The following is a 16,248-nucleotide window of genomic DNA, read 5'->3' as shown; positions in this document are numbered from 1 at the left end:
ATATGTTACAGGTATTTGTTAATATCTATTCCTATGGGCATGAACTCTTCCACGGTGCGGCCGAACGAAAGCACCTCGCGCACGGTCGACGACGAGATGTCGGCCACGGGCGAGGGGGTGAACAGCATGACGGTCGTGATGTCGGGGTAGATGCGGTGGTTGGTGGCCTCCATCGTGCGTTCGTACTCGAAGTCGGTGGTGTTCCTCACGCCGCGGATGATGGCGCAGGCTCCTGCCGCCTCGGCGAATTCGCCCGTCAGCCCGGTGTAGATGCACGCCTCGACGCGCTCATCGCCGCGGTAGATGTCGTCGATGAGCCGCTTGCGGTTCTCGACCGTCAGCAGCCCCTGCTTGGAGGTGTTGTTGCCGATGCCGATGATCACGCGGTCGAACAGGTTCAGCGCTTCGTCGACCAGAGCCGCATGGCCGCGCGTGAAGGGGTCGAACGACCCGGGGAAGATTGCAGTGCGTTCCATATCGGACAAAGGTAGAAAAAAAACGGAAAAACAGCACGTTTTCCCGTTTTTATTCATTGCAGCCGCGGCGGGTCACTCCTTGTGGAGCAGACCGCGCAGGCGACGCAGCGCCTTGCTCATCTGCGCTTCGACGGTCTTGACGGAAATATGCATTTCGGCGGCTATTTCGGCGTTCGAGAGCTGCTCGTTGCGGCTTTTGAGGAAGATGTCGCGGCAGCGGCCGGGCAGCTGCGAGACGGCCTCGGCCACGAGCTGCGTGATCTCGTCGGTCTCGATCTGCAACGACTCGGGGCTGGCGAAAACCTCGCCTAACTCTTCGAACGGAATGTAGGAAAAACGGTCGTCGCGCAGGCGGTTGAGCGCCCGGTTGCGCACGGCGCGGAACAGATAGGCGCGTACCGAGACGGTGATCCGCAGCTCGGCGGCGTGCTGCCAGACATGGGTGTAGACGTCGAGTACGACCTCTTCGGCCGAAGCGCGGTCGCGGAGCCAGAACTCGGCGAAGCGGCACAACGGCGCATAGTAACGGTCGAACAACTCCCGGAAGGCGGCGATTTCCCCCCCCCCCGTTCGATTCTCAACCACAGGTGAACGTCGTATTCGTTATCTGACATGGCGTGTCGTAAGACTGTGTAAAAGTACTAAAAATCGGGATTCCCCGAAAAGCCGTTGCGGAAAAGCAGGCCGCAGGGTGGGGAGGCGACCCGCTTTTCCGCGGCTTTGTTCACTCGATGTCCTCGAAGAAGAATTCCGAGAATTTTAGTTTTGCGTTTCCGTAAAGTTCCGGCAGGAGCCTTTTGGCCCGTTTTTCGAAATCGTCGTAATCCTTCCGGTCGTATGCCCAGGCGATTTCTGCGATGGCGGCCATCCTGGGGAGCGTCATTCGCTGCACATGGCCGAAATCGGCGATATATTCGGTCCATACGTTTCCCTGAATGCCGAGGATATTCCTGTACTCGGCGGGTTTCAGGCGGTCGTAGGGATCGAGTCGGTAAACCTGCCTCATGGAGAGGTACCGTGTGGGTCCTATCGGCTCGTACTTCTCGGGATCGGAAGTCTGCGAGTAGTCGAGGTAGCAGTTCCACTTGGGTGTCATGATGACTCGGTTTCCCTTCCTCGCGGCGTCCGTTCCCCGGAACTGATCCGTCCAGGCCATGATTACCGCTGACTTCGATATTCCGCCCTGCATGATCTCGTCCCATCCGATCAACTCGCGTCCGTGCTCGTGGAGCCACTTTTCGACGCGGTGCATGAAATAACTCTGAAGTTCGTTTTCGTTTGCCAGTCCCTCCTCCCGGATGCGCCTCTGGCAGGCGGGGCACTCCTTCCAGCGCTCCTTGGGACATTCGTCGCCCCCGACGTGTATGAATTTCGAGGGGAACAGGTCGAGCACCTCTGCGAGCACGTTTTCCACGAATTCGAAGGTCTCCTCCTTTCCGGCGCAGAGCACGTCCTTGGAAATCCCCCAGTGGGTCCATACCTCGTAGCCCTTGCCCCGGCATCCCAGCTGGGGATAGGAAGCCAGCGCCCCGAGCATATGCCCGGGCATGTCGATCTCGGGAATGACCTCGATGTAGCGCTCTGCGGCGTAGGCCACGATGGCGCGTACGTCGTCCTGGGTGTAAAAACCGCCGTAGGGTTTTCCATCGTATCGGTTGCGGCTTTCGTCGGTCTTGTCGTATCGGCCGATGACGGTCTCCCTGCGTACGGACCCGATCTCGGTCAGCAGGGGATAGCGTTTGATCTCGATGCGCCATCCCTGATCTTCGGAGAGATGCCAGTGAAATACGTTCAGCTTGTGCATGGCGAGGATGTCGATGAAACGCTTCACCTCGTCTACGGTCCAGAAATGACGCCCGGAGTCGAGCATTCCGCCGCGGTGTGCGAAGCAGGGTTTGTCGCGGACGACGACCGCGGGTACTGTTCCGTCGGTAGCGACGAGTTGGCGGAGTGTCTGCAAGGCGTAGAACACGGCTTGCGGGGAGCCTCCGAGAATTTCGACGGTACGGGGCGTCACGGCAAGAGTGTACTCCTCGGCGGCGAGGGACGGGGATGTCCGGAGACGGATTTCGCCCTTCGCGGCCACGGGTATTTCGCGCCCGATGACGGGTTCGATGTCCGTTGCGAAGATTTCGGCGGGACGCCGGAGTTCTCCTTCGGCGGCGATGGCGGTCTGGGCCGTGATCCGAAACTCACCTCTGGCTTCGGTGATTTCCGCGGGGCGCGGGATGATGTCGATGCTCCGGGCGGAGCCGGCTGCCGCGAGAAGTGTGACGAAGATTAATAAAATGCTCTTTCTCATTGGATTGGGGAAGGGTGGTGGCTGAAAAAGCCGCCTGCGGGAACGCTCCCGCAGGCGGGTGATAAGGGATTAGTCGAGGTCCAGTTCTTCGAGGTTGCCCCAGACTTCGAATTCGGCGAATGTGCCGCCTTTGTAGGTCATCGGCGTCGGTTTTACGCTCGACCCGCTGTTCCACGACATGTGGAGCGTGAAGCGGATGTAGCGCGCCCGCTGTATTTCACCCAGATAGACCGAGTTATGGAGCGAGTGGGACATGATTCCCTCGTCGGGCTTCGTCCCGGTGAACCGTTCGCTGTATGTCCAGTCCGCGTCGTTCTCCATGCCGTCGCCCGTGATGGTCTTGGCCGTTTCGATCGTGATGTCGCCCGGAGGATTGTTCAGTACGCCGCCGGCTTTGGTGCGGGCCGTGATGCGGACGCCGCGCACGGTCACCTCCTTGCCCATGTCGAAGACGAAATAGAGCGGAACGTAGACCACCGGACCGACGGATGCCTTGAAATTGTAGGTCCAATAGCTCGCCGGGTTGCCGTCGAGCACGTCCTTGGCCCACCCGGTCTTGGGATTGCCTTCGCCCGGGGTGTATTCCGAGGTGCAGTGGACCACTTTCCAGCCTTCGCGGTCGAGCAGCTGGGCGGGCGGCAGCACGCGCTTGTTGAAGAGGATGTAGTAGACGTTGCCCTCGTCGGAGGTCTGCGCAGCGTCGTCGCCTTTGATCTGTTCGATGGTGATCGGTAGCAGGTACTGCTCGCCGTCGGGCATCTTCTCGCTGTTTAGCGTCACCTGCGCCGTCGACGAAACCTCGTTGTAGCGGGGCAGGATCACCTCCTTCTTCGAAAATTCGTAGGCCTCGGCCGGCACGAGTTCGTACGACGTGTCGTGGGCCTTGTTGTAGGCGTCGACCAGCGTGCGGTCGACCTTGAAGGTCACGGTGAGGTTCTCCGCACTGACCGACCGGGCGACGGCCCGGATGTCGATCGTCTGGGTTTTGGGTTCGAGCAGCGAGATCTGGAGCGGCTCGGCCCCGGCGTTCTGGATCGCCAGCACCGCGGGCCCGTTCAGCCCCGTTCCCGGATTGTCGTCCTTGCAGCCTCCCGACGCAATCAACAGCGCGGCGGCCGCAACGAGACGGATGGAAGCATATCGTTTCATGGTCGTGTTCGTTTTGGGTTCTACTTGTTTTTGGCCGGGAGTTTGATGTCGAGCATCACCGGCAGGTGGTCCGAGGCTTTCGTCACGTCGCCCGACTTGAACCAGCGCAGGATCTGCGAGCCTACGACTTCGCACTTCGGCGTGCCCTTGAGCTGCATGATGTAGTCGATGCATTTCGAGGGATTGTCCGACGGGAAGGTCCCGAATCCGGTGATGGTCAGGATCTCCCAGTCTTTCTGGAGCAGTTTGCCCGTCTCCGACGAGGGTGTGGCGTTCATGTCGCCGCCCAGGAAAACGGGCTTCCCGGAGTCGCCGTAACGTTCCTTCATCGTTTTGGTAATCAGCTCCACCTGTTCCAGCTGCGCCTCGGAAGAGACATGGTCGAGGTGCGAGGTGCAGATCACGTAATCCTCCATCTCCATGACGACCAGTACGCGCGGCTCGGCGCCCACGCCCTTGGGCAGGGCCACCGAAAACTTATTCACGGCCTTCTTGCGGGTCGTCACGCCCTCGCCGTATTCGCCTCCGTCGTAGGGCATGGCCGCACCGTATTCGAAGTCCCAGCTGCCCATCAGGGATGCGAAATGCTTGAGCTGGTAGACGTGGCGCGTGCGGTTGGTGTTGTTGTCGAGCTCGTTCATGCAGATGGCGTCGGCGTCGATCTCCTTCATCATGTCGGCGATGAGCTGGTAGTCGTCCTTGATGTATTTGTTGAAGATTCCGACATTGTAGGTCACCAGACGTGTCACACCCTCGCCCTTGGAGTTGTCGATCGAGGCGTGGGGCGGAATTTCGGTGTCGTAAAACGGTTCGTCCTCCATGCAGGCTGCGGCATTGCAGGCCAGGCCGAGCGTCAGCAGGGTCATCAGGTATTTTTTCATGAGTTCCAACATTTTTCGGTTTGTTTTGCGGTTAAAAATTCAGTCCGTCGTTCCATCCGGGGTTCTGGGTCAGGGCGCCGCCCGTCAGCGAGCGGTCGTCGGTCGGAATCGGATAGAAATAGTCGCGGGTTTCGTCCCAGATGCCGGGGTTGTTCTTGTGTGGCGAGATGTAGCCGTGGTCGCCGTCGGAGAAGAGAATGTCCTGGTCGATCACCAGTGTCAGTTTGGCCGTGGTCGAGGGCGTCTCGCCCTTGGTGGCGAAATAGACGTCGGGCGTTCCGTCGCCGTCGATGTCGTACTCGCCCTTGGCGGGGATGTAGAGGCCCAGCAGCGGTTGTTCGAAGGTCTTGCCCTCCTTCCAGCGCATGATGTCGTAGTAGCGGAATCCCTCCATCGCCAGCTCGATGGTGCGTTCGCGGCGGATTTCGAGGATCACCCCCTTGTTCGCACCCGTGACGTTGGGATAGCCGGTCTTCTCATCCGACAGGTAGGGGTCGGGGTTTTTGTTGGCGTCGTCGAGGATCAGGTTGGACATGCCCACACGGTCGCGCAGCCGTTTGACCGAGAGGTTGATGTCCTCCTGCGTGAGGGTTCCCAGCTCGGCCTTGGCCTCGGCGAAATTGAGGTAGACCTCCGCCGAGCGGAAGATCGGCAGGTCGTTGAACGACTTGTTGTAGGCGTCCTGCGCCGTTCCGGTGACGAACTTCACGACGTGGTAGCCGGTGATCGAGTTCGCCAGGTCCGGCGCCAGCTTGGTCGTGGCTCCGATACGCGTGTATCCCGGCGTGCGGATGGTCTGGGCCAGGCGCGGGTCGCGGTTCGAACACTGCTGCTTGAACTCCATGGTTTCCCAGCCGGCCTTGTCCGTGAATCGCGAACCGTCGGCCATCAGGTAGCTGTCGACGATCTTGCGCGTCATGCCCGGTTTGCCGTACGAGGCGCTGATGGTGTAGAAATTGGCGTTGTGGAAGACGCCCAGCGCCGAATTATAGTCGCGGGCGAGGATGACCTCGACGCTCTGCGCGTTCTCCGAGGCGAACAGGTCGCGGTAGCTGGTGGCCGGTCCGGTCGCGGTGTAGAGCGAATAGCCGCTGTTGGTGATGAATTCCTCGGCTGCGTCGGCGGCCTGTTCGAGATACCATTTCCAGTCGTGTTCGTAGCCGTCGATGCTGTGGTACTTGCGGAACGTGCCTTCGAAGAGGCAGAAGCGCGACTTGAGCGCCAGCGCCGTCCATTTCGTCACGCGGTAGAGATCGCGTTCGGCCGGCAGATAGCGGATGGCGAAGTCGATGTCCTCGATCATGCGCTGCATGACGAATTCGCGCGAGTCGCGGGGACGCTTCAGCTCGGGGTCGGCCGAACCGAGGGGCTTGGCATACCAGGGCACGTCGCCGAAGCGCTTCACCTTCTCGAAATAGAAGTAGGCGCGGAAGAAACGGGCCACGGCGTCGTAGCGGTTGCGGATGTCGGTGTCCTTGCAGTTGCCCGAGTATTCGAGCAGGGTGTTGAACTTGCGCAGGTCGGTCCACGTCCAGCCGCCGCCCGAGGCGGGAATCGTGCGGCCGTCGCGCATTTCGGCGGCGATTTCGTTCTTCACGATGTTGTCGTAGCCTTCGTTGTAAAGGCCGTCGCCGGGGAAGATCGTGTAGAAGGTGTTGCTGAAGGCCTGCAACTCGTTTTCGTTCGAGAAGAAGGTCTCGGGCGACATCTGCGCCAGCGGATATTTGTCGAGCCAGTCCTCGCACGACGAAAGCGTCAGGGCGCAGCCTACGGTCAGTATCGATAGAATCTTTTTCATAACTCTTCTCATTTAAGCGGTTAGAAGGTGACGTCCACGCCGAACATGTAGGTCCGCTGCCAGGGGTAGAGACGCAGGTTGCCGTTCGTGGCGGCCATTTCAGGGTCGATGTAATCCGAGCGGATGCCCGACCAGGTAAAGAGGTTTTCGCCCGTGAAGTAGATGCGCAGGCTCTCGATCAGCGCCTTGCGGGTCCATTGTCTGGGCAGCGTGTAGCCCACCGTGAGGTTTTTCAGACGGCAGTAGCCGATGTTTTGCAGGTAGCGGTCGTTGACGGCCGTCAGCTCGCGGTTGGTTCCCTGCAGGGCCGTGTAGCCGCGCGGACGGGGGAAATAGGAGTTCGGATTCTCCTCCGACCAGATCTGCGTGTGGAAGTTCTTGGGGAGGTAGGTGGCGTAGGGACGTGCGTAGGGACCCCAGAAGGCCAGTGCGTTGGCGGCCGGGTACCAGTCCTGGCGGCCGATTCCCTGGAAGAAGATCGAGAAGTCGATGCCTGCCCATTGCAGCGCCAGCGTGGCGCCGTAGTGGTAGCGCGGCTGGCTGTTGCCGATGATTTCGCGGTCGCCCGGATCGTCGACGGTGTTCTTGCCGATGGAGATTACGTTGTTGCCGTCCAGATCGCGGAATTTCAGGTCGCCGGCGCGCAGTCCCTTTTCGGCTCCTGCCGAGGCGTTGATGATCTCGTTCACGGTCGTCTGGTCGACGGGGTAGTTGCGGGCTTCCTCGTCCGAGGCGAACAGTCCGTCGATGCGGTAACCCCAGATTTCGCCCCAGCGCATGCCTTCGTAGTATTTCTTGGCGAAGGAGCGGTCGGGGTTGTCGAACTTGGTGATGTTCGAAACGTAGTCGTTGAAGGTCAGCGTCACGCTGTACGAGAACGGACGGCGCAGCAGCTGGAACTCGTCGCGCCAGTTGAGCGAGAGCTCGTAGCCCTTGGTGCGCAGGTCGGCGCTGTTCATTTTCGGCGAGTCGGCGCCGTAGGTGGCCGGCAGGGCGATGCCCGCGGTGAGCATGTCCTTCGTGTCGCGGATGTAGAAGTCGGCGGAGAAGGCCAGGCGGTTGTTCAGGAAACTCATGTCCACGCCGAGGTTCTTGTGGATGCTTCGCTCCCACGAGAGGTCGGAAGCCACCGGGGCCGAGATGGTCGCCGTGGTGGGCTTGTCGCCGCCGAACAGGTAGTTTTGACTCCCGATCGAGATTTTGCGGATATAGTCGTAATAACCGACGTTCTGGTTGCCCAGTTGGCCGTACGAGAAGCGCAGTTTGAGGTTGTTGAACTGGTCGCGGATGCCGTCGAAGAAGGCCTCTTCCGAGACGCGCCATCCCAGCGAGAACGAGGGGAAGAAGCCCCAGCGCTGCCCGCGCTTGAAGCGCGATGTGCCGTCGTAGCGGCCGCTCGCCTCGACGAGGTATTTGCCCTTGTAGTCGTAGTTCAGACGGCCGAAGAAGCCCATCAGGGCGTATTCGTTCTGACCGCCGCCTACCTCCATGCGTTTTTCGCCGTCGGCGCCCTGGCCCACGAGGTTCAGGTCGTTGAGCGTTTCGGAGAGCAGGTTGTAACCCGTTGCGGCCACGTCCTTGAGGAATTTGGTCTCCCAGTTGAAGCCGACCATCGCCTTGAAGTTGTGGTCCCGGGCGAAGGTGCGTTCGAACGTGCCGTAGAGGTTGGCCTGATAGTAGGTGTGGGTCATGCTCTTTTCATAGAGTTTGTCCTCCATCTTTCCGGACGTGAGCGTGTTTATTTCACCCGGATACTGCGAGTACTCGGTGTTGACCTGACGGTTGGTGTAGCGCGTGGTATTGAACATGTAGGTGAAGTTACCCTTGATCTCCAGCCCTTTGACCGGGGTCCAGGTCAGCTCCGTCGTGGTCGACATGTTGTCCGTATGGTCGTCGTTGGTGTGGCCGTCTTTGTTGAGGATCGTGGGCAGTCCGTCCATGATCTGGTAGTTCGAGAACGACGTGTTGTAGACGCTCGTGCCGTCGGGGTTGACGGGAACGAACGAAGCCAGTCCGTGTACGGTGCTCCACGAGAAGGCCGTATTGACATCGCTCGGGCCGGGGTAGAAGTACTTGTAGTTGTAGTAGCTGGTGTTGTTGCTCACCTTCAGCCACTTGTTGATGTCGAAGGTGATTTTCGACCGGAATGTGATCTTCTGGAGCTTGTCGGGATGCTGGCGAAAAAGTCCCTCCTCGCTGTAATAGCTGCCCGAGAGCAGATAGTCCACACGGTCGTTGCCTCCCGAGAGCGAGATGCTGTGGCTCGTGTTCGGGTGCTCATCCTTGAACAGGTAGTGATACCAGTCGGTGTTGCCGTAGTAGACATAGGTGTCGCGGCCGTCGCGCTGGTCGATCTTGACCCACGGGCGGTCGGGATGCTCCGTGCGGTCGTTGCGGCGCGCCCACAGCTCCATCATGTCCTGTTCGGTGTAGCGCGTGTAGTTGTTTCCGGCGTAGGAGCGCCAGAAGAGGTCGTTGAGGTAGACCGAGTAGTAGCCGCGGGTCTCGTAGTCGGTCGAGGTGGTGGGTTCGTTCCAGCCCCAGCGGCCGCTGTACGAAATGCGGGTCTTGCCCGAGGAGTCGCCGCTCTTGGTCGTCACGAGCACCACGCCGAATGCCGCACGGGCGCCGTAGATGGCCGCCGCCGAAGCGTCCTTGACCACCGAGATCGAGGCCACGTCGTTGGGGTTGATCTTCATCAGGTCGCCTTCGGCGCCGTCGACCAGCACCAGCGGCGAACCGCCGTTGATCGAGGTGATGCCGCGGATGTTGAGGCTGGCCGGATTGCCCGGGCGTCCCGACGAAGTCGAGACCGTGAGTCCCGGGACGGAGCCTTGCAGCATGTGGGCCACCGAAGGCGCCGACCGGTTCTGCAGCTGTTTTTCGTCCACCGTGGCGATGGCGCCCGTGAGGTTCACCTTTTTCTGGGTTCCGTAACCCACGACCACCACGTCCTCCATCTTCACGGCGTCCTCCGTAAGGAACACCTTCACGTTGTTCTGCGTGGCGGGGACGGCGACTTTCTTGCTCACGTAGCCCAGATAGGTGAAGCTGAGCGTTATGTCGGCGTCGGGGACCGTGAGCGTGAAGCTGCCGTTGGCTTCCGTTACCGCACCGCGGGTGTTGTCGCCCACGAGCGTGACGGCCACGCCCGCCAGCGGCGTTTCGGACGAGTCGTTGACGACGCCTGCGATCGTGCGCTGCCGGGCCGCGGCCTTGCGGGCCGGGATCAGGGCGATCTGGCGTTCGGTGATGGTGAAGTTCAGCCCTGTCGGGGCGAGCATTTCCTTCAAGGCGGCTGAAATCGGCATTCGCTTCGCCTTGAGGCTCACGCGTTGGGAGAGGTCGGTCTGCTTGGCGTCGTAGAAGAACGTGTAGCGGGTGTTCTTCTCGATACGGGATATGGCCTCCGAAAGCGGGATGTCCGTGAACTCCATGTCGAGCGCCGGTTCCTGCTGCGTCTGGCCGGATACAACCGTCGTACTGCCTGCGACCAGCAGCAAGAGGATTGCAAATAGTCTGAAGTGCATCATGGTTGAAATTTTAAGTTTGTGGAAAGTTTGCGGCGGCATTGGTCATGGGCCGCTGCGGTAAGGTCGGGTAGGGGGTCGGTTTATCGCTTCATAGGCAATCGGGTTTTTAAAGGTCGTAATGCAGGGTTTATTCGAGTTCGGAAATCGTGACGGTGTTGTCTTCGGCGAACGTGTAGGCGATGGGGTTGATGCGGCTCATGATGCGCAGGATCTCTTCGAGCGGTTCGTCGGTAATGGTGAACGTGTAGGCGTAGTTGTGTGCGAGGGCCGGGGTGATGTGGATTTCGGTGTCGTACCAGCGTGCCATGTAGTGACAGATTTCGCCCAGCGACTGCCGTTCGAACGCGAGTTTTCCCGCGGCCCAGCAGGACTCCATCGCCACGTTGCCGCGTCCGATGACCACTTTGCGCGTGTCGGGGTCGTAACAGGCGATCTCCCCGGGACGCAGCAGTCTGCGGCTGCCGCGCCCGGTGTCGAGCGACACCGAGCCTTCGACCAGCGAGACCGACACGTAGCGGTCGGCCGCGGTGCGGACGTTGAATTTCGTGCCGTGGACGCTGATTTCCAACCCTTCGACCTCGACGGTGAAGGGGCGTTCGGAGTCTTTGGCCACCTCGAAGAACCCTTCGCCGCGGAGTTTCACGCGGCGTTCCCCGGCGGCGAAACGGGCGTCGCAGGTGAGCGTCGATCCGCCGTGGAGCCAGACCGTCGAGCCGTCGGAGAGCCGCGCCTGCGACTTGCCTTCGAAGGCGCAGAGCCGCTGTTCCGCCGTCTCTGCGGCGGAGCGGAAGAGGTCGGCGCGGGTTGCGAAAAGGGTCACGGCGACTGCCGCGGCGACAGCTATGGCCATTTGCAGCAGGTGGCTCCGGCGACGTTTCGGAAGCTGGTCCGCATGCGGAATTTCGTAGGTTCCGATCCGTTGCTGCAACTGCCGCCACAGCCGGTCGCGGTCCGGCTCGTAAGCCGCGGCCCGCTGCTGTATTTCGCGCCATACGCGGGTCAGGTTGTTGTAGAAGCGGCGGTTTTCCGCTTCGGCGGCCCATCGGTCGAATTCGCGCTGTTCGGCCTCGCCGAGCGTGCCTTTGAGGGCGCCGACCAGAAGGTCCCAGGTATGGTTGTCCGGATTCATGGTTTGCTGTCGTTTCCATTGTGACACGAAAAATCCGGCCGACCCCTACGGGACAGCCGGATTTTTGCGGAAAATTTTTCAGCGTTCGATTTTCACGTACTCCGCATAGACGATCCGTGTGTGGGGATTGGTCGAGACGATCTCCTGCCGGAGGGCCTTCGTGCCCCAGCGGATGAAGAGGAAACGGCGCGGGATGCGGTGGACCGCCTGGCGCAGGGTGTCGACGCTGCGGATGCGGCAGGCGGCCGAGTCGCGGCCGATGCGTCCTTCGACCGAAATCCACGGGTCGCGCCAGCGGAACATCCGGACGGTGTCGCGCACGGGGAGCGTGTCGTGTATCCGGACGACGACGGTGTCGCGCAGCGGGGTGCGGATTTCGGCGTCGGTGACGGCGACGGCCTTGGCGGCGGCTTCGAGCCTGCGGAGCCGGATGCCGAGGCGCCGGATCTGCTCGGCGTCGGCCGCGCGCAGCGTTTCGAACTCCCCGCACCGCAGCCGGAGGGCCTGCACCGAGGCCGCCTCCGCGCCCAGTCGTGTGCGGTAACGGGTGACGTCGGCCGCCAGGGCCGTCTGGTTTTCGACCAGCCGCCGGTTCTCGGCGCGGTAATGGCGGCAGGTGAAAAACAGCAGTGCGGTTGCAAGAACCGCATACGCAAAGAGGTATTTTTTCACGATTTTCGGGTTTTGGTTCCCCGAAAGATAAGACGGTTGCGTCCGGTCCGGTTTCTATTTTTTCGGAAAAAGACCCTCCATCGCTTCGGCGATGCGTTCGGCGACGAAGGTCATCAGCGGCAGCCCGTCGCAGCGCGAAAGCGAGGTGACGCCCCGGTGGTCGGCGAAGAAAAGTTCGTCGAGCGAGGGCAGGTCGGCGCGTCCGAAGGCCTCTTCGCTCAGTTCCAGCCCTGCGGCCCGAACGGCCAGCATGGCCAGGCGGCGTTCGACGCTTGCGGGGCCGGGGGCTGTTAGGACGGTGCGGCCGGCGATGGCCAGCAGCGGCGCGTCGTCGGCCGAGCGGAGAATTCCCGCGCTGTCGCAGCGCACGGCGACTTCCGCCCCGCGCCGTTCGGCCAGCCTGCGTGCCAGCTGCGCTGCGGCCTCGCGCGCGGAGGTCGGAGCCTCGGAGAGCGTCAGATCGTATCCGACGGTCACGGCTTCGGGCTGAAGGCTCCGGAAGGCGTAGCCGTCGTAGAGCGACACCCCTGCCGGGAGCAGACGTTCCGTGCCGTCGGGGTCCAGTTCTATGCGCACGAAGCCCGACACGCCCGCCGGATAGCGTTCCGCGGCGGAGAGCGTCTCGATACGCTTCGCGAGCCGCTCTGCGGCGGGGGCGTAGGGGCGTCCGAACAGTTCGCGCGACGCGGCGTCGAGCACGGCGATGTGTCCGGCGACGTTGCGCGCGCGGCCCCGGGCCAGATGCACGGTCTGGTATAGGTAGAGACCGGTCAAAGCAGAAAGATTTTCAGCAGCAGTTCGCGCAGCAGTTCGCCGTCCGACGCGCCGCCCGCACCCAGTCCCTTGCTCTTGGCGTCGTATTCGCGCAGCAGCCCGAGGATGTTGAACACCTTGCGGTTGTCCCATCCGGCGGCGTTCTGCTTGATCTCGCCGATGACGAACGTGTTGTTCTTGCGCAGGATGCGCATCAGTTCCGTGTCCGGCGGAAAGGGCCGTCCTTTGTGGCGTGCGAGCCAGCGCAGGTAGTTGACCACGAACAGCTCCTTGAACTGCCCGAACAGCGCCATGACGGTCAAGAGCAACGGGTTGTCCTTGGGGTTGCGGGCGAAGTGCTCGGCGATCATCAGCGCGCGGGCCATGTCCCGCGTGACGACCGCCTTGCAGAGTTCGAAGTTGTTGAAATCCTTCGAAATGCCGATGTTGGCCTCGATGTCGGCGTCGGTGATGCGCTGCGTACCCTCGGGCAGCGAGACGGTGAGTTTCCGGATTTCGTTGGAGATCTTCGCGATGTCGGTTCCCAAATGGTCGGTCAGCATCGAAAGCGCCTTGGGGTCGATCGTGAATCCTTTCTGCCGGATGAACTGCTGTAACCACGCCGCGATCTCGTAGTCGCGCGGGCGCACCGATTCCAGCACCGTGCCGTTCGCTGCGCAGCCCTTGTAGAAGGCCGAGCGTTTGTCGGCGTTCTTCTCCTTGTGGCAGATCACGAGAATGGTCGTCGGCGAGGGCTTCTGCGTGTAGAGCGCGAGCTTGTCCAGCCCCTTGAGCTGCTGTGCCTCCTTGAGGATCACCACCTGGTATTGTCCCATCATCGGCATCTGGCGGCAGAGGTTGATCACCTGCCCCGCCTCGGAGTCGCGCCCGTAGACGGTGATCTGGTTGAAGGCCCGCGCGGCCTCGTCGAGGATCGTCGCGGCCAGCTGGTCCGAGAGTGCGTCGATGAAGTAGCTCTCCTCGCCCATCAGCAGGTAGATGCCGGAAAACCGGCGGGCCGCGACCTCTGCCGCGATCCGTTCGTACTGGGCGACGGAATCCTTGAATTTCAGAGCGCTCTTTGCCATTTTAAACGATTTCTTTGGTGATGCGCAACACGTTTTCCGTGTCGGGCGTAAGGCGGTAGCGGTCGTCGATGCGGCGTCCGACGAGCCAGACGATCTCGTCGCCCGACAGCAGCACGAACTGCCGCTGCTTCTCGGCCACGGAGACCTTGGCGTCGACGAGGAAGTCCGACACCTTTTTGCGGCCCGTCATGCCGAACGGCACGAACCAGTCGCCGTCGCGCCAGCGGCGCAGTGTGAGCGGGAATTGCAGGCGGTCGGCGTCTATCTGCGCGATGTTCTCGGGAACGCCGAAATTCTTGATCGTGTCGATGTCGCAGTATTCGTAGTAGAGGACCGAGTTGCCGCAGTAGCTGCGCGGGGCGCCTTTGCGCACCGTCGTCAGACACGCGTCGTCGGGGGCTATCGGCGCTATGACGATCTTTCCGCGGTCGATCGAGGCCACCCTTTCGCGGGCGTAGAACCGCCGTCCCGTGGCGTCCTGTTCGAGCGAGTGGCACAGCGCGTCGATCACGTCGCCCTTGAATCCGTAGCCCGAACTCAACAGTTCGTAGATCACGAATCCCTGCGGAAAGGCCGGATCGAGGCGGTCGAGATGGATCGTGTCGATCCCCGTGTCCGAGGTGACGGCCTCCGAGCGGATGCGTTCGATGCCGTGGTTGATGAACAGCTGGGCGTCGGTCAGGCGCGCGAGGTTGCGGCTCATCAGGCTCGTGAACTTGGGGTTGATTTCGCGGATGCGGGGGATCAGCCCCAGCCGGATCTTGTTGCGCAGGTATTTGGTCGACCGGTTCGACGAATCCTCCCGGAAGGGGATGCGGTTCTGGACGGCATATTCGAGAATTTCCTTGCGCGACGCGAACAGCAGCGGACGGATCACCTTTCCGACCTGTGTCGAGATTCCCGTCAGCCCCCGCAGGCCGGTTCCGCGCAGCAGGTTGATGAAAAAGGTTTCGATCGAGTCGTCGGCATGGTGGGCGATGGCGATGGCCGTGTAGCCGTGCTCGCGGCTCAAGGCGTCGAACCATGCGTAGCGCAGCCGCCGGGCCGCCATCTCCATCGACTCGCCCGTGCGCTCCATTTCGGCCCTGGTCTCGAAGCGCCTGTTGTAGAACGCCGCGCCGTGCTTTTTGGCCTCGTCTTCCACCAGCACTTCGTCCTCGTCGCTCTCTGCGCCGCGCAGCTGGAAGTTGCAGTGGGCCACGCCCACCCGGTAGCCGCAGCGGGTGAACAGCGAGAGCATGACCATCGAGTCCACGCCGCCCGAGACGGTGAGCAGGATTTTGTCGTCGTGCGTGGCGAGGTCGTTCTCGTCGATGTAGCGTTGAAAAGAGTCCAAAAGATTCATAATATGTTCACTTCAGTATCTATTTCGATGCCGAATTTTTCGCGGACCTTCGCCTGCACCGTGCGGGCGAAGGCGATCACCTCGCCGCCCGTGGCGCCGCCGTGGTTCACCAGCACCAGCGCCTGCCGCTCGTGAACCCCCACGCTTCCCTCGCGGTAGCCTTTCATCCCGGCCCGGTCGATCAGCCACCCGGCGGCCAGCTTTACGCGGCCTTCGGGGGCCGCATAGTGCGGCATGTCGGGATATTCGGCAAGGAGCCGTTCCGCGACGGGGGCTTCGACCACGGGATTCTTGAAGAAACTGCCCGCGTTGCCCAGCACGGCCGGGTCGGGAAGTTTCGCGCGGCGGATCGAGCAGATCGCCTCGCGGATGTTGCGCAGCGTGGCGCCTCCGCGGGCTTCGACCTCGCGCTCCACGTCGCCGTAGCCCAGTTTCGGACGCGGCGTATGCGAGAGGCGTATTTCGATGGCTGTGATGATCACGCGCCCTTTCAGGTCGTGCTTGAAGACGCTTTCGCGGTAGCCGAATCCGCAGTGCGCGGCGTCGAGCGTCAGCAGGTTGCCCGTTTCGACGCAGTACATCTCGACCCGGCGGATCGCGTCCTTCGCTTCGCAGCCGTAGGCCCCGATGTTCTGCACCGGGGCGGACCCCGCCTTGCCGGGGATCAGCGAGAGGTTTTCGATGCCCCACAGACCGCGTTCGACGGCCCATTCCACCAGGTCGTCCCATTCGACGCCCGCCTCGACGCGCAGGCGAACTTCGTCGCCGTCGTCGCTCAAAAGGGCGATCTGCCGGGCCACGGGGGTCAGCAGCACGCCGTCGTAATCTTCGGTGAAAAGGATGTTGTTGCCCCCGGCGAGCACCGTCCACCGCCCGGGAATCCCCGCGGCGAAAAACGTGCGCAGATCCTCGGCCGTTTCGAATTCTACGAGGCGTGCGGCCCGCTGGTCGACGCCGAAACTGTTGCGCCCGCGCAGGCTGATTTGGTGAAATTCTCGAATCATGGTATGCAAAGTTAGAAATTATTTTTAACTTTGAGATTCAAACCTGAATAACTCAATGGTGTGGCTGATCTGCATACTGCTGTCCTTGCTTGCGCTGATCCGTTTTTTTGGCGGCGAT

The 16,248-nt window shown here is 61.6% G+C and carries 13 protein-coding genes; all 13 read right to left on the bottom strand.

Going from position 1 to position 16,248, the window contains the following annotated elements:
- Nucleotides 1–5: 5 nt before the first annotated feature.
- On the bottom strand, nucleotides 6–476 hold the full coding sequence (gene coaD, locus DWW03_RS00795) for a pantetheine-phosphate adenylyltransferase (RefSeq protein ID WP_015547533.1): 471 nt from the start codon (nucleotides 474–476) through the stop codon (nucleotides 6–8).
- Between the two features lie 72 nt (nucleotides 477–548).
- A complete protein-coding gene (locus DWW03_RS00790) occupies nucleotides 549–1,061 on the bottom strand; it encodes an RNA polymerase sigma-70 factor (RefSeq protein ID WP_259301963.1) in 513 nt (170 codons plus the stop codon).
- Nucleotides 1,062–1,200: 139 nt separating this feature from the next.
- Nucleotides 1,201–2,778: a beta-N-acetylhexosaminidase gene (locus tag DWW03_RS00785; RefSeq protein ID WP_022062495.1), complete on the bottom strand. Its 1,578-nt coding sequence runs from the start codon at nucleotides 2,776–2,778 to the stop codon at nucleotides 1,201–1,203.
- 69 nt (nucleotides 2,779–2,847) lie between these two features.
- Nucleotides 2,848–3,927, bottom strand: a complete 1,080-nt coding sequence (locus DWW03_RS00780) for a BT_3987 domain-containing protein (RefSeq protein WP_022062494.1) — start codon at nucleotides 3,925–3,927, stop codon at nucleotides 2,848–2,850.
- Nucleotides 3,928–3,947: 20 nt separating this feature from the next.
- Entirely contained in the window at nucleotides 3,948–4,808 is an 861-nt protein-coding gene (locus tag DWW03_RS00775) for an endonuclease/exonuclease/phosphatase family protein (protein WP_309456971.1), read from the bottom strand.
- A gap of 31 nt (nucleotides 4,809–4,839) precedes the next feature.
- Nucleotides 4,840–6,606 (bottom strand): RagB/SusD family nutrient uptake outer membrane protein, encoded by a 1,767-nt coding sequence (locus DWW03_RS00770; protein ID WP_022062492.1) that lies wholly within the window; start codon nucleotides 6,604–6,606, stop codon nucleotides 4,840–4,842.
- 20 nt (nucleotides 6,607–6,626) lie between these two features.
- Nucleotides 6,627–10,139 carry a TonB-dependent receptor gene (locus tag DWW03_RS00765; RefSeq protein ID WP_118406100.1) on the bottom strand — a complete coding sequence of 1,171 codons (3,513 nt, stop codon included), beginning with the start codon at nucleotides 10,137–10,139 and terminating at the stop codon, nucleotides 6,627–6,629.
- 127 nt (nucleotides 10,140–10,266) lie between these two features.
- Nucleotides 10,267–11,268, bottom strand: a complete 1,002-nt coding sequence (locus DWW03_RS00760) for a FecR family protein (protein ID WP_022062490.1) — start codon at nucleotides 11,266–11,268, stop codon at nucleotides 10,267–10,269.
- 78 nt (nucleotides 11,269–11,346) lie between these two features.
- On the bottom strand, nucleotides 11,347–11,940 hold the full coding sequence (locus DWW03_RS00755) for a DUF6549 family protein (RefSeq protein WP_044054512.1): 594 nt from the start codon (nucleotides 11,938–11,940) through the stop codon (nucleotides 11,347–11,349).
- A gap of 54 nt (nucleotides 11,941–11,994) precedes the next feature.
- Nucleotides 11,995–12,714 (bottom strand): aminotransferase class IV, encoded by a 720-nt coding sequence (locus DWW03_RS00750; RefSeq protein WP_022062489.1) that lies wholly within the window; start codon nucleotides 12,712–12,714, stop codon nucleotides 11,995–11,997.
- Nucleotides 12,711–13,781 carry a DNA polymerase III subunit delta gene (holA, locus tag DWW03_RS00745; protein WP_015547539.1) on the bottom strand — a complete coding sequence of 357 codons (1,071 nt, stop codon included), beginning with the start codon at nucleotides 13,779–13,781 and terminating at the stop codon, nucleotides 12,711–12,713. The genes DWW03_RS00750 and holA overlap by 4 nt, the downstream gene beginning before the upstream one ends.
- Nucleotide 13,782: 1 nt before the next feature.
- Nucleotides 13,783–15,126 carry a tRNA lysidine(34) synthetase TilS gene (tilS, locus tag DWW03_RS00740; protein WP_118406099.1) on the bottom strand — a complete coding sequence of 448 codons (1,344 nt, stop codon included), beginning with the start codon at nucleotides 15,124–15,126 and terminating at the stop codon, nucleotides 13,783–13,785.
- On the bottom strand, nucleotides 15,123–16,130 hold the full coding sequence (murB, locus tag DWW03_RS00735) for a UDP-N-acetylmuramate dehydrogenase (RefSeq protein ID WP_015547541.1): 1,008 nt from the start codon (nucleotides 16,128–16,130) through the stop codon (nucleotides 15,123–15,125). The genes tilS and murB overlap by 4 nt, the downstream gene beginning before the upstream one ends.
- Nucleotides 16,131–16,248: the final 118 nt, after the last annotated feature.

Source organism: Alistipes sp. AF14-19 (genome assembly GCF_003461645.1).
In the GTDB taxonomy this organism is placed as follows: domain Bacteria; phylum Bacteroidota; class Bacteroidia; order Bacteroidales; family Rikenellaceae; genus Alistipes; species Alistipes shahii.
The sequence above is the reverse complement of the archived record's forward strand: the minus strand, read 5'-3'. Positions and strand labels throughout refer to the sequence as shown.